Origin of the sequence: Synechococcus sp. BSA11S, assembly GCF_014224355.1 — a bacterium.
In the GTDB taxonomy this organism is placed as follows: Bacteria; Cyanobacteriota; Cyanobacteriia; order PCC-6307; family Cyanobiaceae; genus Regnicoccus_A.
In genome coordinates this window covers 19767-40653 of record NZ_VNWP01000010.1, presented here as the reverse complement: position 1 = coordinate 40653, position 20887 = coordinate 19767, and the positions used below count along the sequence as shown (strand labels likewise).

Below are 20887 nucleotides of genomic sequence, written 5' to 3'. Positions count from 1 at the left end.
AGTCGGTGTACATGACTGCTCGAAGGAACAGATCCCATCATCCCAGCCCCCCGGGCGCCGTCACGATGGGGTTGCCTTGGCTGAGCTTCTCCTTCAGCAGATGCGGGGCAACATCTCTCCACGGCCCGGCTCCAGGGGGCGGCGCACCCCCAGGGCGGTCTCCAGCAGCAACGCCTGGCCCTCGATCCGGCCGATGATTGCGGCGCTGGGGTTTTCCTGGCGCAGCAGCTCCAGGGCCGTCGGCGCCTGAGGGGCGGGCAGCACCAGCACGAAGCGTCCCTCGTTGGCCATGGTGAGCGGATCGAGCCCCAGCAGCTCGCAGGCCGCGGCCACTGCGGGGTGGATCGGCACCACAGGCTCATGCACCAGGCCCCCCAGCCCAGCCCCGCGGCAGAGCTCGTGCAGGGCGGCCGCCAGCCCACCGCGGGTGAGATCGCGCAGGGCATGAAGCTCGAGGCCGGCGTCCAGCAGGGCCTGGACACTGCCGTGCAGCGGGGCCAGATCGCTCACCAGGGGAGTGCTGAACCCCAGCTCCTGGCGGGCGGCCAGGATCGCCACCCCGTGCCGGCCCAGGTCGCCACTCACCAGGATCGCGTCGCCGCTGCGGATGGCGGCTGGCCCGATCGCCAGCCCGGGGGGAATGCGGCCGATGCCGGCTGTGGTCATGAACAGACCATCGGCCTTGCCGCGCTCCACCACCTTGGTGTCGCCCGTGACGATCGCCACGCCGCAGCGGGCGGCGGCGGCGGCGGCTGACCTCAGCAACCGGCCAAGGGTGTCCAAGGACAGGCCCTCCTCCAGGATCAGACCGAGGCTCAGCGCGAGGGGTGTGGCCCCCAGCATCGCCAGGTCGTTGACGGTGCCGATCACGGCCAACGCGCCGATGTCGCCGCCGGGAAACTCCAGGGGCCGCACCACATGGCCATCGGTGCTGAAGGCCAGTTGACCGGCCTCCGAGCTCAGGGTGGCGGCATCGAGCAGCACGCCGCCACCGGTGCCGAGGGCGGGCAGGATCACCCGCTCCAGCAGCTGCTGGCTGAGCAGGCCACCGCCCCCGTGGCCGAGCAGGACAGCCGGGCCGTCATCGGGGCTGATGGGACAGGGGAACTCCAGCGGGGTGTCCATGGTTCAGGCCCGGGTGCGGTAGCGCCAGTAGGCCGCGCAGGCCCCCTCGGACGACACCATCGGGGCCCCCAGCGGCCGCTCAGGGCTGCAGCCCCGGCCGAAGCGGGGACAGGCATCGGGGCGGGCCAGGCCCTGCAGCACCTGGCCGCTGATGCAATCCTTGGCGCCGGAGTCCGGATCCGGCCGGGGGACGGGCGGGAAACGGTGTTCCGCATCGAGGGCGTCGTAGGGGCGGCGCAGGCGCAGGCCGCTGCCGGGCAGCACCCCCAGGCCGCGCCAGTGCTGATCACTGATGGCGAAGACCTGCTCGATCAGGGCGCGGGCTGTGGCGTTGCCCTCGCCAGCGCCGGCCCGGGGGTAGGCGTCCTCCACCCGCCCCTCGCCCCGCTCCAGCTGGCGCACGGCCCGCAGCATCCCCTCCAGCAGATCGATGGGCTCGAAGCCGGTGATCACGATCGGCAGCCGGTGACGTGCCGCGATCGGCTCGTACTCCTGGCGGCCCATCACGGTGCAGACATGACCGGCCGCCAGAAAGCCCTGAACCCGGCAGTGGGGAGCGGCCAGGATCGCCTCCATCGCCGGCGGCACGCGCACGTGCGCCACGAGCAGGCTGAGGTTCTGAGTGCCGCTGCTCAAGGCCTGGTGGGCGAGCAGGGCCGTGGCCGGGGCGGTGGTCTCGAAGCCCACGGCGAAGAACACCACCTGCCGCTCGGGATGGGCCCTCGCCAGGGCCAGGGCATCGAGGGGGGCGGTCACCAGGCGCACATCGGCCCCGGCGGCGCGAGCCTGGAGCAGGTGGTCGGGGCCGCTGCCGGGCACCCGCAGCATGTCGCCGTAGGAGCAGAGGATCACCTCCGGCAGGGACGCCAGCTGCAGGGCCCGGTCGATCGTCTCGGCCGCGGTGACGCAGACCGGGCAGCCGGGGCCATGGATCAGCTCCAGCTGCCTGGGGATCAGCTGATCAAGGCCGTGGCGCAGGATCGCGTGGGTCTGGCCGCCGCAGACCTCCATCAGCGTCCAGCTGCGGCTGATCTCGTTGTGCAGCGCGTCGAGCAGGTGGTGCACCGGTGCGCTCGCGCTTGACGAGGGGCAGGTGCTCATGGATCCCAGGCCATGCCCAGGGGTTCAACGGAGATGGCCCGCAGGTACTGGGCCCGCTCGTAGCTGGCGGGGTCGGGGCAGCGGCGCTGGCTCATGCAGCCCAGCAGCTCCCGGGCGGAACCATGGCCATGCTCCTCCAGCCAGTGGCTCAACTCGGTGCGGAGGGTGTGGAGGTGCTGCGGCCCATGGCGCAGCAGCGACGAGACCACCAGCGTTGCCCTGGCGCCCACCATCAGCATTCGCACCACATCGGTGCCATGGCTGATGCCGCCGCTGGCGCCGAACTCGAGGGGCACCCGGCCGTGCAGGAGGGCGATCCAGCGCAGGGGTAGCCGCTGATCCGCCGCTGAGCTCAGCAGCAGGTTCGAGCAGGCCTCCAGGGTCTCGATGTCGATGTCGGGCTGGTAGAAGCGGTTGAACAGCACCAGGGCGCGGGCGCCGGCGGCCTGCAGCGCGTGGGCCAGGTGGCTGAGATTGGTGTAGTAGGGGCTGAGCTTCACCGCCACCGGCAGGCGCGTGGCCGCGCAGACGCTCCGCACGATCGCCACCTGGGCCGCCTCCATGGCGTTGGCGTCGAGGCTGCTGTCGGTGGGGACCGCATAGAGGTTGAGCTCGATCGCGGCGGCACCGGCCTGTTCCACGGCCCGGGCGATCGCTTCCCAGTGGCCCTCCTCCGTGCCGTTGAGGCTGGCGATGATCGGGATGTCGACCTGCCGGCAGGCGGTTTCGATTTCGTGGAGGTAGCCCTCGATTCCGAGGTGGCGCGGCTCGAGGCTGGGCTGGTAGCTGAGGGCTTCGGGGTAGCTCTCGCTGCCCAGGTGCCGGTGGTGGTCCCAGTCCTGCCAGTCGCGCTCGATCTGCTCCAGGAAGAGGGAGTGGAGCACCACCGCGGCGGCGCCGGCCTCGGCCAGGCGGGGGATCCGATCAGGGTCAGCGCTGAGGGGGGCGGCCGCCCCCACCACCAGCGGCGAGTCCAGGGTCAGGCCGAGGTAGTCGATGCTGAGGTCGGGTCCGCTCATGGCTCCGCCATCCGCTGATAGCGCTCCCAGTGCTGGCGCGCCTCCTGCTGGGCCTGACGGGTGAGGTCCCGTGCCTGCTGCGGATGGCTGTAGGTCAGCATCCGGAAGCGGTTCTCGCTGGCCATCGCCTCCGCCATCGGCAGCGATGGGGCCCGCGAATCCAGGACCAGGGGGTTCTCACCCCGCTCGGCCCGGCGCGGGTCGTGGCGGTAGAGCAGCCACCGCCCCGACTCCACCGCCCGCTTCTGCTGCGTCATGCCCTGGGCCATGTCGATGCCGTGGGCGATGCAGTGGGAGTAGGCCAGGATCAGGGAGGGTCCCGGGAAGGATTCCGCCTCCAGAAACGCCCTGAGGGTGTGCTCGTCGCGGGCCCCCATCGCCACGCTGGCCACGTAGACGTGGCCGTACGACATCGCCATCAGCCCCAGGTCCTTCTTGGCGCTGGTCTTGCCCCCGCTGGCGAACTTGGCCACGGCCCCCCGGGGGGTGGCCTTCGACATCTGGCCGCCGGTGTTGGAGTACACCTCGGTGTCGAGCACCAGGATGTTCACGTCGGCGCCGCTGGCCAGCACGTGGTCGATGCCGGCCGAGCCGATGTCGTAGGCCCAGCCGTCGCCGCCGATCAGCCAGACACTGCGCCTGACCAGATCGTCGGTGATGGAGAGCAGGGCGCGGGCGGCTTCCGCCCGGGGATATCTCCCGTTGGACGACTGCGCTTCCTCCAGGCGCCGCTCCAGCAGCGTCCGCAGCTCAACCACCCGCAGCCGCTGCTCGTGCAGGCCCGCCTCATCGCTCTGATCCGCCCCGATCAGGGCCTCCGCCAGAGGCTCCGGAAGCCAGGCTTCAGCGGTGGGGCCGGCGAGCTCCAGCAGCCGTTGCTGGGCGATGGCACGGCGCTGGTCGAAGGCGAGGCGGAAGCCGAGGCCGAATTCGGCGTTGTCTTCGAACAGGGAGTTGCTCCAGGCGGGGCCGCGGCCCTCGCCATTGGCGCTCCAGGGGGTGGTGGGCAGGTTGCCGCCGTAGATCGAGGAGCAGCCGGTGGCGTTGGCCACCACCATGCGGTCGCCGAACAGCTGGGTGGCGAGCTTGATGTAAGGGGTCTCGCCGCAGCCTGCGCAGGCGCCTGAGAATTCGAACAGGGGCTCCTGCAGCTGCTGCTGGCGGATGTGGCGGAGGTCGAGGTCCCGCCGGTCGGGGCTGGGCAGCCCCAGGGCGTAGTCCCAGTGGCGGCGGAGCCTCTGCCGCAGGGGACGCTGGGGGGCCATGTTGATCGCCTTCCGCCGGGGCTCGGTGCGGTCGCGGGCCGGGCAGACCTCCACGCAGAGGCTGCAGCCGGTGCAGTCTTCGCCGGCCACCTGCAGGGTGAAGCTGAGGCCGCTCCAGTGGGGGTCGCGGGCGGCCGTGCTCGCGAAGCCCTCGGGCGCGTCCGCCAGGGCCGACGGCTCCACCACGTTGGCCCGGATCGCGGCGTGGGGACAGACCATCACGCACTTGCCGCACTGCACGCAGAGGTCGGCTTCCCACACCGGGACCGATTCGGCGATGTTGCGCTTCTCCCAGCGGGCTGTCCCGCAGGGGAAGGTGCCATCCGGAGGAAGGGCACTGACGGGCAGGCGATCCCCCTGGCGTGCCAGCTGCGGCGCGATCAGCTCATGAACCCATGCCGGCGCTGAGACCAGGGGGTCCGGCAGTGCCTCCTGCTCGGTCCCTGCCGCGCTCTCGCCCACCGCACCGATCGGCACCGGCCGCAGGCGGCTCAGGGCCGTGCCCACGGCCGCCAGGTTGCTGCGCACCACCCGCTCGCCCTTGCCGCCGTAGCTGTGGCGGATCGCGCCGCGGATCGCCTCGAGGGCCTGCTCCAACGGCAGCACCCCGGCGGCGGCGAAGAAGGCCACCTGCATCACGGTGTTGATGCGCCCGCCCAGACCGAGCTCCCTGGCGATCGCCGAGGCCTCGATCGCCAGCACCCTGAGATCGCGCTCGACGATCCGCTCCTGCACCGCCCGGGGCAGCCGTGCCCAAACCTGCTCCGCTGGCCAGGGACTGTTCAGCAGCAGGGTGGCCCCGGGCAGGGCTTCGGCCAGCAGATCGAAGCGCTCGAGGAAGTCCCAGTGGTGGCAGGCCACCAGGCGGGCCTGGCGCACCAGGTGGGTGGAGCGGATCGGCTCCGGCCCGAAGCGCAGGTGGGAGACCGTGACCGCCCCCGATTTCTTGGAGTCGTAGACGAAATAGCCCTGGGCGTGGAGCGCGGTGGCCGCCCCGATGATCTTGACGGTGGACTTGCTGGCCCCCACCGTGCCATCGGAGCCGAGGCCGTAGAGGATCGCGGCGAAGGGCGCACCGGGGTCATCGCCCGCTTCCCGCTCCTCCTCCAGCGGCAGCGAGCGGTGGGTCACGTCGTCGTCGATGCCGACGCTGAAGGGGTTGGGGGTGCCGGGTCGCTCCAGAGCCGCGAACACGGCCCGCACCATGGCTGGGGTGAATTCCTTGGAGGCCAGGCCGTAGCGGCCGCCCAGCAGGCGCGGCAGGGAGGAGCCGGTCCAGCCCTCGCGCACGGCATTGGAGACATCGAGGTAGAGGGGTTCGCCGCCGCTGCCCGGCTCCTTGCAGCGATCGAGCACCGCGATCGCCCGGGTCGTGGCCGGCAGGGCCCGCAGCAGGCGCGTGCCATCGAACGGCCGGTAGAGCCGCACTTTCAGCACCCCCACCCGGGCGCCGCCGGCCGTGAGCGCGTCGACGGTTTCGTGGGCTGTTTCGCAGCCCGAGCCCATCAGCACCAGCACACGCTCGGCCTGCGGGTGGCCGTGGTACTCGAAGAGCTGATAGGCGCGGCCACTGAGGCCGGCGAAGGCATCCATCGCGTCCTGCACCAGCTGGGGTGCGGCGTCGTGGAAGGGGTTGGCGGCCTCGCGGGCCTGGAAGGCCACATCCGGGTTCTGGCTGGTGCCCCGGATCACCGGGTGATCGGGGCTCAGCCCACGCCCGCGGTGGGCGGCGATCAGTTCCTCGGGGATCAGCGCGCGCAGCAGGTCATCGTCGATCAGCTCCACCGTCTGCAGTTCGTGGGAGGTGCGGAAGCCGTCGAAGAAGTGCACCACCGGCAGACGGCTGCGCAGGCTGGCCAGGCTGGCGATGGCGGCGAAATCACCGGCCTCCTGCACCGAGGCCGAGCAGAGCAGGGCGCAGCCCGTGCCGCGTACGGCCATCACGTCGCTGTGGTCCCCGAAGATCGAGAGGGCCTGGCCGGCGAGCGCGCGGGAGGCCACATGCACCACCGTGGAGGTGAGTTCCCCGGCGATCTTGTAGAGGTTGGGGAGCATCAGCAGCAACCCCTGGGAGGCGGTGAAGGTGGTGGTGAGCACCCCGGCCTGCAGGGCGCCGTGCAGCACCCCCGCGGCCCCGCCCTCGCTCTGCATCTCCACCACCCGGGGCACCGTTCCCCAGAGGTTGGGGCGGCCCTCGGAGGCCCAGCTGTCGGCCCATTCCCCCATCGGCGAGGCCGGTGTGATCGGGTAGATCGCCATCACCTCATGGAGCCGGTAGGCGACGCGCGCCACCGCTTCGTTGCCATCCAGGGTCGCCCGGGTCATGCGCTCACTCGCTTCATGGCGGAAACCTCCTCAGGGGTGGACGATGCTCAGGGCGAAGCCCACGTGCACCAGCAGCCGGTCGCCGATCACCGCTTCGGGCACGCAGGCCAGGCTCACCTCGCGGCGCACGCCCGAGAACTCCACCAGGCCCATGCGCCAGAGGGCGGGGTCCTCCTGGGGGCGATCCGCGGGGTGGCGATCCTCGATCCGGATCAGCTCTCCCGCCATGGCCAGACACATCGGAACCTCCCTGACGCCAGCGCGGCCCTGCCGTGCCTGCCCTGGTTCTAGCCAGAGCGTCCGAGGCTGACCGCCACCAGCTGACCCAGGGCGAGGCCGCCGTCGTTGCAGGGAATCCGCCGGGGCCAGAGCGGCTCGATGCCCACCCGCCGCAGGCCCTCCACCGTCAGGCGAAGCAGCAGGCGGTTCTGGAAGCAGCCACCGCCCAGCAGCAGCCGCTCAAGATCGAGCCTCTGCGCCAGGGCCACCAGGGCTTCGGCGAGGGCGTGGTGGAAGCCCAGGGCGATGGCCTCCGCTTCCACGCCCCGGCGCCGGTCGTCGAGCAGATCCTGGAGCAGGGGCTGCCAGTCGATCAGCCAGGGCCTGGTGGCGGTGCGCAGGGGCAGGGCGTAGGGCCTCCGGGCGCTGGCGGCGGCCTGGCTGGCGGAGGCCTCCAGGCGCAGGGCCGCCTGGCCCTCGAAGCTGCAGCGCTGCTGCAGGCCCAGCAACGAGGCCACCGCATCGAACAGACGACCCACGCTGGAGCAGAACGGGCTCTGCAGCTCCTGCTCCAGCATCCGCGTCAGCACCTGGCGTTCGCCGGCTGTGAAGGCTTCGAGCGGTGCCAGCCCCGCCGCCTGATCCAGCCCCTCCGATCCGCCGACGGCGAAGAGCAGCCCCAGGGCCGCCCGCCGCGGCTCCCGCAGCGCCCGCCCCGCCCCAGGCAGGGGAAAGGGCCTCAGTCGCGCCCCCGCGCAGAAGCCGTTCTGCTCGAGCCGCAGCACCTCTCCGCCCCAGAGGGTGCCGTCGCTGCCCTGACCGGCCCCGTCCCAGGCGGCTCCCGCCTGGGGCGGGGTGAGGCCATGCTCCGCCAGGCAGGCCAGCAGGTGGGCGTGGTGGTGCTGAACCGCCAGCGGCGCGGCGCGGCCGTTGGTGCTCGCCAGCTCAAGGCCGATGCGGCGGGAGCGGTAGCCGGGGTGCTGGTCGACCGCGTAGCTGGCCGGATCGAGACCGTGACGCGCCAGGGCGGCCTTCAGGCTGCGTCGGTAGTGGCGCTCACCGGCCTCCGTGTCGAGATCACCGAGGTGGGGACCCAGCAGGGCCCGCCGGCCCCAGCCGTAGGCGAGAGCGCTCTTGAGCTGCCCGCCCAGCGCCAGTGCGGCGGTGGGGCCTGGCAGGTCCACGGCAGTGGGCGCGTAGCCACGGGCGTGGCGCAGCAGCATCGGCTCGCCGCAGACCACCTGGGCAACGGAGTCATCCACCGGATTGAGGATGGCGCGGTCGTGCACGAGGAACCCATCGGCCAGGCCCGCCAGCTCCTGCCGGGCGGTGGTTTCGTCGTGGCAGAGCGGTTTCCCCGAGCGGTTGCCGCTGGTGGCGACCAGCGGTTCCCCCAGCAACTCCAGAAGCAGCAGATGCAGGGGGCTGGAGGGCAGCATCACCCCCAGCCAGGGATTGCCGGGGGCCACGGCGTCGCAGACCCCGGCCTCTCCGCGGCGGCGCAGCAGCACGATCGGTGCCGCCGGTGAGTCGAGCAGCTGCGCTTCCTCCCGGCTCAGCTGGCAATGGCGCCGCACCCAGGCCAGGTCCGGAGCCATCACCGCCAGAGGTTTCTCGGGGCGGCCCTTGCGCCGCCGCAGCTCGCTCACCGCCGCCTGGGACCTGGCCCGCACCAGCAGCTGGAAGCCACCGACGCCCTTGAGGCCCGCGATCTGATTTCGGTTCAAGGCGGCTGCGGCCGCCTGCAGGCATGGGCTGGCGCCTCCGGGAGAGGGCTGGCGGGGGTCGGTGATCTGCTCCCCCGCCGCGTTCCACCAGCTCAGCCGCGGTCCGCAGCGGGGGCAGGCGACCGTCTGGGCGTGGCAGCGGCGATCGCCTGGATCGTCGTACTCCTTCTGGCAGGCGGGGCAGAGCGGAAACGCCGCCAGGCTGGTGTGCACCCGCTCAAAGGGCAGCGCTCCCACCAGGCTGTAGCGAGGGCCGCACTGGACGCAGCTGATGAAGGCATGGCCGCAGCGACGGTTGGTGGGGTCGCGCAGTTCGGCGCGGCAGGCCGGGCAGGGGGCCAGATCCGGCTGGATCAGGGCCCAGCGCACCGAGGGTTCATGGCTCTGGCCTGCCGGAGCCTCGATCAGCGCGGGCTTGATCCCGAAGCCCCTCTCCCCCTCCTGAAGGGGTAGCCCCAGGCGGTGGATCCGGTCGATGCGGCCGTTGGCAGGCAGCTGCCGTTGCAGCCGCTGCAGCAGGGTGTCGAGCGCTTGAGTGGGCCCTTGCAGCTCCAGCAGCACCCCGCAGCCGGTGTTGCGCACCCAGCCCGAGAGGCCCAGCTCCCGTGCCAGCCGCATCACCAGCGGCCGGAAGCCCACCCCCTGCACCAGCCCCTCGATCTCCAGCCGCAGGCGGCTGATCACACCGGCATCCCCTGGCGCTGGTGGCTCAGCCAGTGCAGCAACGGCTCCATGCCGGCGCCCGTGCGCGCCGAGACCTCGAAGATCCGCGCCTGGGGCGCCACCCCGGCCAGGTTCGCCAGCGCCTGGGGACGATCGAAGCCCACGGCTTCAGCGAGGTCAACCTTGCTGATCACCACCGCATCGGCCGACTGGAACAGAGCCGGGTACTTGAGCGGTTTGTCTTCGCCTTCCGTCACCGAGAGCAGCGCCAGCCGCTGGCGCTCCCCCAGATCGAAGGCGGTGGGGCAGACCAGATTGCCCACGTTCTCGATCAGCAGCAATTCCATGCCTGTGGTGTCGAGCTGATCGAAGGCCCGCCCCACCAGCGACGCCTCCAGGTGGCAGAGGTCGCCGGTCTGGATCTGCACGGCGCGGGCGCCTGAAGCCTGCAGGCGGCGGGCGTCGTTGTCGGTGGCCAGATCACCCACGATCACCCCCACCGGGCCATGGTCCCACTGACGGGCGAGGCGCTCGAGCAGGGCCGTCTTGCCGGCGCCGGGACCCGAGAGCACGTTCAGCACCAGCAGACCGGCGGAGGCGAAGCGCTCGCGGTTGCGCTCGGCGTTGGTGTCGTTCCGCTCCAGCAGGCTGTGGCGGAGCTTGAGGGTGCGGGTGGGCTGGCCGCAGGAGCATTGGGAGCACATGGCGGAGCCGGGGGCGGTGCTCTCAGTCTGAGGACTGGATCGGGGACAGGCCAGGTGGCTGTCGTGGAGGACCGCATCCGCCTCAAATCCCTGGTGCGCTTCCTTGTTGGTGAGTGGCGATTCCTTCCTTTGAGACGGGCCGGTTGAGCACTCTGGTGGCCACTCAGGAGCGGTGCCTTGATGCTGCTGCCGGCAACTTGGTGGATGATCTCAGCTGAACCTGAGCCAAGCCCATGTCGCCGTAGCCCTGACCACCCTCTGGCCTCTTGAGGTGTCCAATCCCATGAACCCGTACTTCATTGTTGATACGGCCAAATCGTTCGAGAAGGCAAGCGCCGATCTTCAGCTTGCTGTGGCAGCGGATGGGTTCAGTGTGTTGGTTGTGCTGGATCTCGGCGACAGCCTGCGCAGTAAAGGCATCAGCCTTGCCGAGCAATGCCGGGTATTTGATGTGTGCAATCCCCAGCAAGCGGCCAAGGTGTTGATGAGCGACATGAAGCTGAACATGGCACTTCCCTGCCGGATCTCCGTCTACAGCGAAGCTGGCCAGACCCGGATCGGCATGATCCGGTCGGAGGGCATGCTTCGCAATCTGTCCTCAGAGCCAGACTTGATGGAGGTGGCACAAGAGGTTGAATCCTCGGCTGCAAGAATCAGCCAGGCAGCAGCGCTGAACAGCCTGGTGTGACTTCAAATCCAAAGCCCTCTCTCTTCACTGTCTGGCGAGTACGCAACAGCCCTTTCGGCCATCCTGCACGAGCGTGCCAGAAATAGGGTTTCATTTCTACTGCTGACCGCGTTTCCTTCCCGCATGGATCGCCTCCTTCACGACACCTCGAGGCCGATCAGCTCCAGCTCCCGCCCCGCCAGCACCTCAGCGGCCGGGGCCCCGCAGTGCGGACAGACCAGGATCAGATCTTCCGGCTCGAACGGCGCGCCACAGGGCCCGCAGCGGCAGCGGCTGGGCACCACCTCCAGCTCCAGTTGTGCGCCGCTGGCCATCCCTTCGGCCATCACCACCTCGAAGGCGAAGCGGAGCGCCTCGGGATCCACTCCGGAGAGCCGTCCCACCCGCAGCCGCATGGCGTGAATCCGGCGGGCCCCCTGGGCCGCCGCCGCCGCCAGGGCGATCCGGCGCAGCTCCTCCATCAGGGCCAGCTCATGCATCGCCGCACCAGCGCCCCACCGCCGCCAGGGCTTCGGGCAGCAGGGCGGCGGTGGCGGCGCTGAGGCCCGTGCCCATCTCGCAGCTGTGGGCCCGCAGCAGCAGCTGCCAGGCGGGCGGGGTGCGGCCGTAGAGGCTGCCGGCCAGTTGCAGCAGGGCGCCGGGGCTGGCGTGGTGGCTCAGGCGTTCGGCGCCGGCCGCCTTGGCCCCATCCGCTGGAGTGTCCAGTTGCTCGAGCCGCCAGCCCGGGTCTGGGCAGGCCGGCGCCAGGGCCGCGTCCACGAACAGCACCCGTTTCGCCTCCGCCACCATCGCTGCCAGCTCAGGGGTGAGCTGGGTGATGGCCAGCACCGTGAGCCCCGGCCGGCTCCAGCCCTCCACCCGCTCGGCGATGGCGAGGCCCACGCCGTCGTCCTGGCGCAGGCCATTGCCCCAGCCGATCAGCAGATCGGCTCGCTGCTGCCGTGCACCTGGGCTCAATCCCGCCACCGTTCGCGCAAGACCTCTCCTTCGGGTCCGATCAGCTGCACGTGCAACGGCATCTGGCCGGCGGCGTGGGTGGAGCAGGAGAGGCAGGGATCGAAGCAGCGGATGCCCGCCTCCACCCGGTTGAGCAGCCCCTCGGCGATCTCCGGCAGCTGGTCGCCGGGGCCCGCTTCAGCTGGACCCGCCTGGATGTGCTGGCGGGCGATCTGGGTGATCGTGCGGTTCATCGCCCGGTTGTTCTGGCCGGTGGCGATGATCAGATTCACCGCCTCGATCAGACCGCCTGAATCGACGCGGTAGTGGTGGAAGAGGGTGCCGCGGGGCGCTTCACTCACGCCCACCGCCTCGCGGGCATTCACCCCGGCGTGGGCGCGCACATGGGTGTCGCTCAGTGCGGGGTCATCAAGCAGCGCCTCGATCGCCTCCAGGGCAGCAAGGATCTCGATCAGCCGGGCCAGGTGGTAGTGAAAGGAGCTGGTGACCACCCGGCCGCCGCGCTGGCGCAGCTCCAGCAGCTCCCGGTCGGCCCGCTCGTGGCCGATCCGCTCGCAGACGTTCAGGCGCGCCAGGGGGCCGACCCGGTAGCTGCCGGCCTCCGGGCCCAGCGGCTTGTGGTAGGGGAATTTCAGGTAGGTCCAGGGTTCCACGGCCTCGGCCAGCAGGTTGTCCAGCTGCTCCGGGCTGAGCCCATCGGAGGGAAGATCACGGCCCACCGGTGCCCCCGTGCTGTCGATCAGGCGCAGCTGGCCGCCGTAGTGCTCCCAGCGGTCGTCTGGCCCCACCAGCGCCAGGAACAGGGAGGGGAAGTCGCCGAAGTCGCCGGCCTCGGCGGCCAGCGGTCCATCCAGCAGGCGCTTGAACAGCTCGAGGGCGCCCTGGGTGGTGGCGACGGCCTCGCTCAGGCGGGAGCGGATCCAGTCGCGGTCGTCTGGCTGCATGGAGCTGCGCACGCCACCGGGCACCGCCCAGGCCGGGTGGATCTTGCGCCCCCCCAACCGCTCGATCACCGCCTGGCCGAACTGGCGCAGGCGGATGCCGCCACGGGCCAGCTCGGGATCGGCGGCGATCAGCCCGAAGACATTGCGCTGGGCGGGGTCGCTGTCCCAGCCGAGCAGGAAATCGGGGCTGCTGAGGTGAAAGAAGGAAAGTGCATGCGACTGGATGATCTGGGCCAGGTTCATCAGCCGCCGCAGCCGCTCGGCCGCCGGCGGGATCGAGACCGCCAGCAGCTGGTCGCCGGTCTTGGCGGCGGCCAGCAGGTGACTCACCGGGCAGATGCCGCAGATCCGTGCCGTGATCGCCGCCATTTCGCTGAAGGGGCGCCCGACGCAGAAGGCCTCGAAGCCTCGGAATTCGCCCACGTGGAAGTGGGCGGTGCTCACAGCGCCGCTGGCGTCGAGGTGGATCGAAATCTTGGCGTGGCCCTCGATGCGGGTGACCGGATCGATCAGGATGGTGCGGGTCATGGTTCAGCCGAAGCGGATCATCTCCGCCCCCTCCATCTGTGGCTGCTCGCCCCGCAGCAGGGCTTCCAGCACGGCGCGGATGCGCTCGGCGGGTGGGGGGCAACCCGGCAGGAACAGGTCCACCGGCACCAGCTCATGCACCGGCAGCACCCGCTCCAGCAGCTCCGGCACCAGGCCCGGAGCGTGGGGCCACCGGGCCGAGCCGTCGGCCAGCTCCAGGTAGGAGCGATCCAGCACCGCCGCCGGGCCAGCGAGCGGGTTGCGCAGGCCGGGCACGTTGGCGGTCACGGCGCAGTCGCCGAACGACACCAGCAGGCGGCTGCGCCGCCGCACCTGGCGGATCAGGTCGAGGTTCTCGCTGGTGCCCACGCCCCCCTCCACCAGGGCCACATCCACGGCTTCGGGGTAGGTCTTGATGTCGGAGGCGATCGGTGAGAAGACCATCTCGATCTGGGGGGCGAGCTCGATCAGCCACTCGTCGAGGTCGAGGAACGACATGTGGCAGCCGGAGCAGCCCGCCAGCCAGACGGTGGCCAGACGCAGCTTCGCGGGCTGGCTCATGGGGCCTCCTGCCGGGCGCGGCGGGCCTGCAGCAGGGCTGCGAGGCGGCTGGGGTCCTCGTGTTTCTCCGCCACGCTGTCGCCCTTGTGGAACAGGGCGCCGGTGGGGCAGACCATCACGCACTTGCCGCAGTCGGTGCAGGCATCCACGGCGCCCCAGGGCTGATCGAGCCCGGCGATGATCCGGCAGTGCTCCCCCCGCCAGGCCATGTCCCAGACGTGGGCGCCCTCCACCTCGTCGCAGACGCGGACGCAGCGGCTGCAGAGGATGCAGCGGTTGTGGTCGAGCCCGAAGCGCTGGTGGGAGAGATCCACCGGACGATCGGGGAAGCGGTAGGGCAGGCGGGCGTGGTCCATGCCCACGTCCACGGCGCGGTCCTGCAGTTCGCAATGGCCGTTGGCCACGCACACGGCGCAGACGTGGTTGCCCTCGGTGAACAGCAGCTCGATCACCGTTCGCCGGATCTCCCTGAGGCGTGGTGTGGCGGTGTGGACCACCATGCCCTCGCTCACCGGGGTGATGCAGGCGGGCTGGAGCTTGTTGCTGCCCTCGATCTCCACCAGGCAGAGCCTGCAGGCGGCCACGGGCGAGAGCCCCTCCAGGTGGCAGAGGGTGGGGATGGCCACGCCGGCGTCGCGGGCGGCCTCGAGCACGGTGGTGCCCTCGCCGCTGGCCACATCGCGGCCGTCGATGCGCAGCGTGCGCACGCTCATGGGGCCTCCAGCCGGGCGAGGTAGTCGCCGCGGAAGTAGCGCAGGGTGCTCAGCATCGGCTTGGGTGCGCTCTGCCCCAGGCCGCAGAGGCTGGTGTCCATCACCATCGCGCCGAGCGTTTCGAGCTGATCGAGGTCGGCGCGGCTGGCGCTGCCGGCGAGGATCCGCTCCAGCAGGCCGTGGAGCTGCACGGTGCCGGCGCGGCAGGGCACGCACTTGCCGCACGACTCCTCGCGACAGAAGGCCATGAAATAGGCCGCCAGGGCCACCATGTCGGTGCTCTGATCCAGCACCACCATGCCGCCGGAGCCCATGATCGTGCCCAGGGCCTGGAGGCTTTCGTAATCGAGGGGTGTGTCGAGCCGATCGGCGGGCACGCAGCCCCCCGAGGGGCCGCCGGTCTGCACCGCCTTGACGGCCGATCCCTCCGGGGCCCCCTCTCCCATCTCCAGCACGACCGTGGTCAGGCTGGTGCCCATCGGCACCTCCACCAGGCCGCCGCGGCGCACGTGGCCGGTGAGGCTGAACACCTTGGTGCCGGCGCTGCCGGCGGTGCCGATGGCGGCGAACCAGTCGGCGCCTTCCCGCAGGATCGGCGCCACATTGGCCAAGGTTTCGACGTTGTTGATCAGGGTGGGCTTCCCGCCCACGCCCCGCTCAGCGGGGTAGGGGGGCCTGGGGCGCGGCGTTCCGCGTTTGCCTTCGATCGAGGCGATCAGCGCCGTTTCCTCGCCGCAGACATAAGCACCGGCCCCCACCCGCAGCTCCACGCTGAACCCGAAGCCCGTGCCGAACAGTGCCGGCCCGAGACGGCCGCGGCGGACGGCCTGATCGATCGCCAGGCGCAGCCGCTCGATCGCCAGGGCGTACTCGGCGCGGATGTAGATGAATCCATGATCGGCCCCCACCGCATAAGCGGCGATCGCCATCCCCTCCAGCACCCGATGGGGATCGCCCTCCAGCACGGCCCGGTCCATGAAGGCGCCGGGATCGCCTTCATCGGCGTTGCAGACCACCACCTTGCGGGCCCCGGGCATGCGGGCCACGGTGGCCCATTTCAGACCGGTGGGATAGCCGGCGCCGCCACGGCCGCGCAGGCCGCTGCGCTGCAGTTCCGTCAGCACCCGCTCCGGGCTCCAGCCCTGCAGCACCCGCTCCAGCTGGCCGTAGGCCCCCACGGCGATCGCCTGCTCCAGGTCGGTGGGATCGATCAGGCCGCAGTGCTCCAGCACGATCCGCCGTTGCCGCTGGAAGAACGGCGCCCTGAGATCCAGGCGCTCGCCCCTGGCGGGGGCCCACTCCAGCGGCGTCGCCTGGTCAGAGCCCTGATGCAGCCGCCGGGCCAGAGCGGCCACCAGGGTTTCGGCGTCCTGCGGGCCCACACCGGCATAGAGATCGCCATCGGGATCGAGGGCCAGCAGGGGGCCCTGGCTGCAGGGGCCAAGACAGCCCACCGGGCGCAGCTGGATCCGATCACCCAGTTCAGCTCTGGAGATGGCCGTTTCGAGGGCCCCGATCAAGGCACCGGAGCCCCTGGCCAGGCAGCCGGCCGAGGCGCAGCAGCGCAGGCCGTTCATGGCTCCAGCTCCTGCAGCCAGCGGCGCAGGCCATCGCTGCTCTGCTGGCGGCCGACGGTTCCATCGATCAGCACGAGGGGCGCGTCGCTGCAGGTGCCCAGGCAGCGCACCTCCGAGAGGCTGACCCAGCCATCGCCGCGGCGGTCGCCCATCTGAAGCCCCAGGCTCTCCTCCATGGCTTCGATCAGGGCCGAGGCCCCCTGGATCTGGCAGGCGGTGCCGGTGCAGACCACGCAGCGGTGGCGGGCCGGTGGCTGGAACCGGAAGAGGTGATAGAAGCTGGCTGTTCCCTTGACCCGGCTGAGGGGGAGCTTCAGGCGCGTCGCCACGTGGCGGAGCAGGGGATCGCTCAGATAGCTGTAGAGATTCTGGGACTGGTGCAGAATCTCGATCAGGCTGTCAGGGCTTCGGTGGTGCCGAAGAAGTACCGCCTCGAGCGCCATGAATGACTCGGGTTTCGTGGGCACTGGCATGGCGATGCCGTTTCACCTAGTCATCACCGTAGGGATCCAGTGAAGCCTGAGCGTCCTCGCAGGGATTTCTTTGGGATTCCATACGGATTTTCCGCTGGGGAGGCAGCTCTAGCTCTGATGCTTCTGCAGGGCCAGGCTTATCCCATTGGCCTTGGAAGAGGACAGTCGACTATTTTCTCTCCCTTCCAATCAGTGAAAACAGTTTCGCTAAGGTAGTGACGAGGTGTTTGAAGCATGGTCCGCCAGGCCTCAGAGGCGTCAATCAGATTGTAGCGATCTGGATAAAGTTCTTGCAGTAATTGTTGCACCATTGGATAATAGTCTGAATTTATGCCGGGGAAGACATGATGTTCGGTATGATATGAAAAGTTAAAGTGGAGTTTGTCGATGAAGGCTGGGACCCGTAGGGAGAGGCTGTTGGCCAGGGGGTCGTTCACAGGGGTGAGACTTGAGATCATGTGGTTGGTGTAGATATAAAACATGACTCCTGCGTAGCCGATCCAGATCGGAAGAAGATATCCAAGGATTAACCCAATTGGATTAAAGCCGATGTAGGCGATAATTGAGAAGTGAAGCGCTGCGATTGCAAGAAGTTCGTAGGTAATATTTCTGCGTTCCTTCGGACTGACCTTGAAAGCGGCAGGCGGGTGCTGGGCTGAGCCGTCCACGAACAGCAAGACGGAGCTGAGATTGCGAAAGGCGTGGATTCCCCACGCCTGCGTCATGCCGATCGTGAGAAAAACGGGGTTGACATCCGAGGAAGGGACAAACAGATTCTGAATCCACTTTCCCCAGCTGAAGGGCTGGCTGTGCAGATAGTTTCGATCGGGATCCTGGAGGGAGTTGGTCTTTCGGTGATGTTCGCGGTTGTGGACCGCCTTCCACATGGTGGGTGGCATCCAAAGCAGGGTGAGGCCTGCTAAGAACAAGGGCCGTTTGATGAGTGGATGTCTGATGGCGCTGGAATGCATCAGATCGTGCGTGCTGAATAGCAGAACGACCACGCTGTTGCCCATCGCCAGGGCAAACGGCAAATAAAGCCAGAGCCACTGCCAGTTCCACTGGTCAAGCTGCCGGGCCATGGTCCAGCCCAGGATGAGGATGGCCAGATTGATCAGGAGGATCCAGGCCTTGCTGCGATCAGGAAGAAAGGCTTGGGGGGGGAGAAGGGGGCGAAGTGTTGCCACATAGTCGGCTTGGGGCAAAAGCTTCTTTTGGCTTATAGCCTGCATCGAGATCGTTGAAATGGTGAAAAAATCAAACACAAAGACAGAACGTCTTTGTGTTTGCCTGGGCGGGATCAGCTAGGAAAGAATTCCTGAATCTTGCGATCAACTGATTGGAGTCTGGCGATAGCCGGGGTTGCTTTTATCGATGACAGGGCAACCATTGCTGATGATGAAAGCAGGGGAAGCGCCTCATGGGGATACTTTCAGGGCGCAGAACTCGTATGACTTCCCTGGTGGCGTCGTGCAAAGTGGAATCACAGACAATCTGCATCCTAGTGGACCACTGCCTGAGCCGCGCCAGCCGACCTTGGAGGGGGGGGATTGCGCGATGTTTCACATGTGATTCTTCCTTGGAAGCTCGTGGCGTCGTCGATCAGTGCCATCGGCCGCCGACGTCTTGTCTTTAGGTGCTGGGTCCTGATGGCATCAGGACACCGTTTGAGGCCTATCGCCTGTCATGGCCCGCCACTGCGCCTGCAGGCTATGGGGAAGTGGCCGTGGCTTGTAGTCGCGCGGGTCGGGTGGGCCGTGGCGCAGCACGGCATTCACTACCGTGGCGTAATGGCGGCTGTTGTTGACCGCCCCGTGGGGGACGCCAGGGGGGATGCGCACCAGCATCGGTTCGTCTTCCCGCAGGGGAATGAGCACGAGCCGGCCGCCCTCCAGCACCACCAACTCGAGGGAGCCGCGCAGCAGGATCAGTTGATCGGTCTGGCGGCGGTGGCAGAAGATCGAGACGGGCTGATGGGGGGCGAGATCGGCGATCAGGGTTTCGTCGCTGGGCTGGGCCTCGCTGAAGAGTGCATTGCCTGAGGAGGTGCGCTCCAACGGCAACAGTTCGACGCGTCGTGTGAGGGCCATGGCGGCGGAGCTCACGGATTCAGTGGATTTATCAAGATTGTTGACAAATCGCTGGTTCGGTCGGCGCTGCTGCTACCGAATCGCTGCGAGGTCAGGGAATGCTGGTGAGGCTTCTGGCGCGCCAGAGGCTGGGGGATGGGGGAACGGGCCGTGCTGGATTCGAACCAGCGACCGTGCGATTAGAAGTCGCATGCTCTATCCAGCTGAGCTAACGGCCCACCCGTGCAGCCTAGATTGGGAGGCTGCGCAACTTGCTCGATGGCGGCCTCCCGGCTCAGTGATGCCCAGAAACAGGAGCTGGTTCGGCGGTGGAGGGCTGGTGAATCCAGCGCGGCCCTCGCTGATGCCTTCGGCTGCAGCCCCAACACCGTGACCCGGGTGGTGAAGGGCGCCCTCGCGCCCGAGCTCTACGAGCAGCTCAAGAGGGAGCGAGGCCGCCCGGTGGCCCAGCTGGAGGCTTCCCTCGAGGCGCTCACCCCGGTGGCCGCTGCGGCGCCGGACGAGGATTCCGATCAGGACCGCGACGACGGTGCCCCCGAGGTCGATGAGGAGGCTGAACGCCCTGGCGTGCTGGCGATCGATGACGCCGATGACTTCGGGGATGACGGCGAGGGCGACGAGGAGAGCGACGCTGACGACAGCGATGGCGACGACACCGACGCTGAAGGGAATGTGTTCACGATGGTGCCGGTGGTTGCGGGCGCCAACCTCGGCGCAGGGGTTGAGCAGCGGCCCGCTGTGGTCTGCCAGCCGCTGGAGAGCGCACCCCTGCCCGACAGCCTCTACATGCTCGTCGACAAGACCGTGGAGCTCCAGGCCCGCCCCCTCAGTGACTTCCCCGAGCTGGGTGCCCTCCCCGACGAGGAGCAGGCCCGCCACGCCCTGGTGGTGTTTGCCAATCCCCGCCAGGCCAAGCGCCAGTGCGGCCGCAGCCAGCGGGTGATCAAGATGCCCGACAGCCAGGTGATCCAGCGCACGGCCACCTACCTGGTGGGGAAGGGCATCACCCGGGTGGTGCTGGAAGGGGCGCTCTACGCACTCCCCGGCGGCTGATCCCGGCGGGGCAGCAGCAGGGCAGTGGCAGAACCGCCGCTGATCACCCCCGCCGCCAGGGCCAGCCCCACCAGGAAGCCGCTGGGCAGGGGGGCGCTGCGGCCGATGCCGAGCCGCAGAGTGGGGCGCTCCTCCAGGTTCTGGGCGCCGAGGCAGAGGATCAGCAGGAGCAGAACCCCGCCGCCAAGGCTGGTGAGCAACAGGCGCAGGCGCAGCAGCATGGCCGGGGCGATGGGACTGGGGGGCAGCTCGTCCTTCAGCATGGTCCATCCCCCGCTGGGGTTGCTCACTCCGGCCGGTGGAGCAGGGCGTAGAGGCTGCGGCGCGAGAGGCCGGTCTCAGCGGCCAGCTGGCGGGCTGCATCACTGGCGCTCAGGCCTGATGCCACCTTCTCGCGCAGCTCCAGGGTCAGCTCGGCGTCGCTGCGAACAGGTGGTTCCTCAGGGGCGGCACCGCCCAGCACAAGGGTGCACTCCCCCCGGGGCGGCACCCTGCGGAAGTGCTCAAGGGCCGCGCTCACGCTGGGACCGATCTGCTGCTCGTGCCGTTTGGTGAGTTCCCGCGCCACCTGCAGGGGACGGTCGCCCAGGGTGCTGTGCAGGTCTTCGAGCAGCTCGATCAACCGGTGCGGTGCTTCGAACAGCACCAGCGTGCGCGGTTCGCCGGCCAGCTCCTGGAGCCGCTGGCGGCGAAGACTCACCTTGGCCGGCAGGAACCCCTCGAAGCAGAAGCGGCCACTGGGCAGGCCGCTGCTCACCAGGGCGGTGGTCACGGCGCAGGGGCCGGGCACGCAGATCACCGGATGGCCGCCGGCTCGGGCGGCTGCCACCAGCGCCTCGCCCGGATCGGAGATGCCCGGCAGGCCCGCATCACTGATCACCGCCAGGCTTTCCCCGGCGGCCAGGGCGGCCAGCAGCTCGGGGATGCGGGCGGTCTGGTTGTGCTGGTGAAAGCTGAGCAGGCGGCAGCGGATGCCCAGGCCGGCCAGCAGCTGACCGCTGTGGCGGGTGTCTTCACAGGCGATGCGGTCGACGCCCTCCAGCACCCGGCGGGCCCGGGGAGAGAGGTCCCCCAGGTTGCCGATCGGTGTCCCCACCAGGTACAGCACCCCGGCGGCGGGTTCGCTGGCTTGCTCCACAATGCGGCTCTGAACGT

General features: G+C 69.3%; 20 protein-coding genes and 1 tRNA gene. 2 read left to right on the top strand and 19 right to left on the bottom strand.

Features of this window, described 5'->3' with window-relative positions; translation table 11 throughout:
- Window positions 1-93: 93 nt before the first annotated feature.
- From hypE to hypB, 7 genes are read right to left on the bottom strand one after another with little or no spacing between them, the layout of a single operon-like run.
- On the bottom strand, window positions 94-1125 hold the full coding sequence (gene hypE / locus FPZ61_RS10205) for a hydrogenase expression/formation protein HypE (RefSeq protein WP_185466388.1): 1032 nt from the start codon (window positions 1123-1125) through the stop codon (window positions 94-96).
- A gap of 3 nt (window positions 1126-1128) precedes the next feature.
- Window positions 1129-2226, bottom strand: a complete 1098-nt coding sequence (gene hypD, locus FPZ61_RS10200) for a hydrogenase formation protein HypD (RefSeq protein WP_185466386.1) — start codon at window positions 2224-2226, stop codon at window positions 1129-1131.
- On the bottom strand, window positions 2223-3245 hold the full coding sequence (locus FPZ61_RS10195; RefSeq protein WP_185466384.1) for a dihydroorotate dehydrogenase-like protein: 1023 nt from the start codon (window positions 3243-3245) through the stop codon (window positions 2223-2225). The genes hypD and FPZ61_RS10195 overlap by 4 nt, the downstream gene beginning before the upstream one ends.
- A complete protein-coding gene (gene nifJ / locus FPZ61_RS10190) occupies window positions 3242-6835 on the bottom strand; it encodes a pyruvate:ferredoxin (flavodoxin) oxidoreductase (RefSeq protein ID WP_185466381.1) in 3594 nt (1197 codons plus the stop codon). The genes FPZ61_RS10195 and nifJ overlap by 4 nt, the downstream gene beginning before the upstream one ends.
- Window positions 6836-6865: 30 nt before the next feature.
- The gene (locus FPZ61_RS10185) at window positions 6866-7075 is read right to left on the bottom strand and encodes a HypC/HybG/HupF family hydrogenase formation chaperone (protein WP_185466379.1); all 210 of its coding nucleotides are present in this window, start codon (window positions 7073-7075) and stop codon (window positions 6866-6868) included.
- Between the two features lie 47 nt (window positions 7076-7122).
- Window positions 7123-9465: a carbamoyltransferase HypF gene (gene hypF, locus FPZ61_RS10180; protein ID WP_221629974.1), complete on the bottom strand. Its 2343-nt coding sequence runs from the start codon at window positions 9463-9465 to the stop codon at window positions 7123-7125.
- The gene (hypB, locus tag FPZ61_RS10175; protein ID WP_185466377.1) at window positions 9462-10148 is read right to left on the bottom strand and encodes a hydrogenase nickel incorporation protein HypB; all 687 of its coding nucleotides are present in this window, start codon (window positions 10146-10148) and stop codon (window positions 9462-9464) included. The genes hypF and hypB overlap by 4 nt, the downstream gene beginning before the upstream one ends.
- 283 nt (window positions 10149-10431) lie before the next feature.
- Between hypB and FPZ61_RS10170 the strand changes: the two genes are divergently transcribed.
- Window positions 10432-10836 carry a DUF302 domain-containing protein gene (locus FPZ61_RS10170; RefSeq protein WP_185466376.1) on the top strand — a complete coding sequence of 135 codons (405 nt, stop codon included), beginning with the start codon at window positions 10432-10434 and terminating at the stop codon, window positions 10834-10836.
- 137 nt (window positions 10837-10973) lie between these two features.
- On the opposite strand, the gene hypA is transcribed toward FPZ61_RS10170, so the two are convergent.
- The 10 genes from hypA to FPZ61_RS10120 form a co-directional block, all read right to left on the bottom strand.
- A complete protein-coding gene (gene hypA, locus FPZ61_RS10165) occupies window positions 10974-11315 on the bottom strand; it encodes a hydrogenase maturation nickel metallochaperone HypA (RefSeq protein ID WP_185466373.1) in 342 nt (113 codons plus the stop codon).
- On the bottom strand, window positions 11308-11793 hold the full coding sequence (locus FPZ61_RS10160) for a hydrogenase maturation protease (protein ID WP_185466371.1): 486 nt from the start codon (window positions 11791-11793) through the stop codon (window positions 11308-11310). The genes hypA and FPZ61_RS10160 overlap by 8 nt, the downstream gene beginning before the upstream one ends.
- Window positions 11790-13265, bottom strand: a complete 1476-nt coding sequence (locus FPZ61_RS10155; protein ID WP_185466369.1) for a Ni/Fe hydrogenase subunit alpha — start codon at window positions 13263-13265, stop codon at window positions 11790-11792. The genes FPZ61_RS10160 and FPZ61_RS10155 overlap by 4 nt, the downstream gene beginning before the upstream one ends.
- A 3-nt stretch (window positions 13266-13268) precedes the next feature.
- Window positions 13269-13826, bottom strand: coding sequence for an oxidoreductase (locus FPZ61_RS10150; protein WP_185466367.1), 558 nt, complete (start codon window positions 13824-13826; stop codon window positions 13269-13271).
- A complete protein-coding gene (hoxU, locus tag FPZ61_RS10145) occupies window positions 13823-14539 on the bottom strand; it encodes a bidirectional hydrogenase complex protein HoxU (protein ID WP_185466365.1) in 717 nt (238 codons plus the stop codon). Before hoxU ends, FPZ61_RS10150 begins: the two co-directional genes overlap by 4 nt.
- Window positions 14536-16116, bottom strand: a complete 1581-nt coding sequence (locus FPZ61_RS10140) for a NuoF family protein (protein ID WP_185466363.1) — start codon at window positions 16114-16116, stop codon at window positions 14536-14538. Before FPZ61_RS10140 ends, hoxU begins: the two co-directional genes overlap by 4 nt.
- Complete coding sequence (locus tag FPZ61_RS10135) at window positions 16113-16589, bottom strand: NAD(P)H-dependent oxidoreductase subunit E (RefSeq protein ID WP_185466361.1); 477 nt, start codon at window positions 16587-16589, stop codon at window positions 16113-16115. The genes FPZ61_RS10140 and FPZ61_RS10135 overlap by 4 nt, the downstream gene beginning before the upstream one ends.
- Window positions 16590-16726: 137 nt before the next feature.
- Window positions 16727-17854 (bottom strand): fatty acid desaturase, encoded by a 1128-nt coding sequence (locus FPZ61_RS10130; protein ID WP_370593420.1) that lies wholly within the window; start codon window positions 17852-17854, stop codon window positions 16727-16729.
- Window positions 17855-18244: 390 nt separating this feature from the next.
- On the bottom strand, window positions 18245-18694 hold the full coding sequence (locus tag FPZ61_RS10125) for a cupin domain-containing protein (RefSeq protein WP_370594283.1): 450 nt from the start codon (window positions 18692-18694) through the stop codon (window positions 18245-18247).
- 129 nt (window positions 18695-18823) lie between these two features.
- Window positions 18824-18897, bottom strand: a tRNA-Arg gene (locus tag FPZ61_RS10120).
- 40 nt (window positions 18898-18937) lie between these two features.
- Here FPZ61_RS10120 and FPZ61_RS10115 point away from each other — a divergent pair.
- A complete protein-coding gene (locus FPZ61_RS10115; RefSeq protein WP_185466357.1) occupies window positions 18938-19732 on the top strand; it encodes a helix-turn-helix domain-containing protein in 795 nt (264 codons plus the stop codon).
- Here the strand turns inward: FPZ61_RS10115 and FPZ61_RS10110 are convergent.
- The gene (locus FPZ61_RS10110) at window positions 19711-19953 is read right to left on the bottom strand and encodes a hypothetical protein (RefSeq protein ID WP_185466486.1); all 243 of its coding nucleotides are present in this window, start codon (window positions 19951-19953) and stop codon (window positions 19711-19713) included. The genes FPZ61_RS10115 and FPZ61_RS10110 overlap by 22 nt on opposite strands.
- A gap of 65 nt (window positions 19954-20018) precedes the next feature.
- The gene (gene rsmI / locus FPZ61_RS10105) at window positions 20019-20870 is read right to left on the bottom strand and encodes a 16S rRNA (cytidine(1402)-2'-O)-methyltransferase (RefSeq protein ID WP_185466355.1); all 852 of its coding nucleotides are present in this window, start codon (window positions 20868-20870) and stop codon (window positions 20019-20021) included.
- Window positions 20871-20887 lie beyond the last annotated feature (17 nt).

What these genes read in the sequence shown, in the direction of transcription:
- hypE (WP_185466388.1), bottom strand. Translation starts at nt 1,125, where the DNA reads ATGGACACCCCGCTGGAGTTCCCCTGTCCCATCAGCCCCGATGACGGC.
- hypD (WP_185466386.1), bottom strand. Translation starts at nt 2,226, where the DNA reads ATGAGCACCTGCCCCTCGTCAAGCGCGAGCGCACCGGTGCACCACCTG.
- FPZ61_RS10195 (WP_185466384.1), bottom strand. Translation starts at nt 3,245, where the DNA reads ATGAGCGGACCCGACCTCAGCATCGACTACCTCGGCCTGACCCTGGAC.
- nifJ (WP_185466381.1), bottom strand. Translation starts at nt 6,835, where the DNA reads ATGACCCGGGCGACCCTGGATGGCAACGAAGCGGTGGCGCGCGTCGCC.
- FPZ61_RS10185 (WP_185466379.1), bottom strand. Translation starts at nt 7,075, where the DNA reads ATGTGTCTGGCCATGGCGGGAGAGCTGATCCGGATCGAGGATCGCCAC.
- hypB (WP_185466377.1), bottom strand. Translation starts at nt 10,148, where the DNA reads ATGTGCTCCCAATGCTCCTGCGGCCAGCCCACCCGCACCCTCAAGCTC.
- FPZ61_RS10170 (WP_185466376.1), top strand. Translation starts at nt 10,432, where the DNA reads ATGAACCCGTACTTCATTGTTGATACGGCCAAATCGTTCGAGAAGGCA.
- hypA (WP_185466373.1), bottom strand. Translation starts at nt 11,315, where the DNA reads ATGCATGAGCTGGCCCTGATGGAGGAGCTGCGCCGGATCGCCCTGGCG.
- FPZ61_RS10155 (WP_185466369.1), bottom strand. Translation starts at nt 13,265, where the DNA reads ATGACCCGCACCATCCTGATCGATCCGGTCACCCGCATCGAGGGCCAC.
- FPZ61_RS10150 (WP_185466367.1), bottom strand. Translation starts at nt 13,826, where the DNA reads ATGAGCCAGCCCGCGAAGCTGCGTCTGGCCACCGTCTGGCTGGCGGGC.
- hoxU (WP_185466365.1), bottom strand. Translation starts at nt 14,539, where the DNA reads ATGAGCGTGCGCACGCTGCGCATCGACGGCCGCGATGTGGCCAGCGGC.
- FPZ61_RS10140 (WP_185466363.1), bottom strand. Translation starts at nt 16,116, where the DNA reads ATGAACGGCCTGCGCTGCTGCGCCTCGGCCGGCTGCCTGGCCAGGGGC.
- FPZ61_RS10135 (WP_185466361.1), bottom strand. Translation starts at nt 16,589, where the DNA reads ATGCCAGTGCCCACGAAACCCGAGTCATTCATGGCGCTCGAGGCGGTA.
- FPZ61_RS10115 (WP_185466357.1), top strand. Translation starts at nt 18,938, where the DNA reads ATGGCGGCCTCCCGGCTCAGTGATGCCCAGAAACAGGAGCTGGTTCGG.
- FPZ61_RS10110 (WP_185466486.1), bottom strand. Translation starts at nt 19,953, where the DNA reads ATGCTGCTGCGCCTGCGCCTGTTGCTCACCAGCCTTGGCGGCGGGGTT.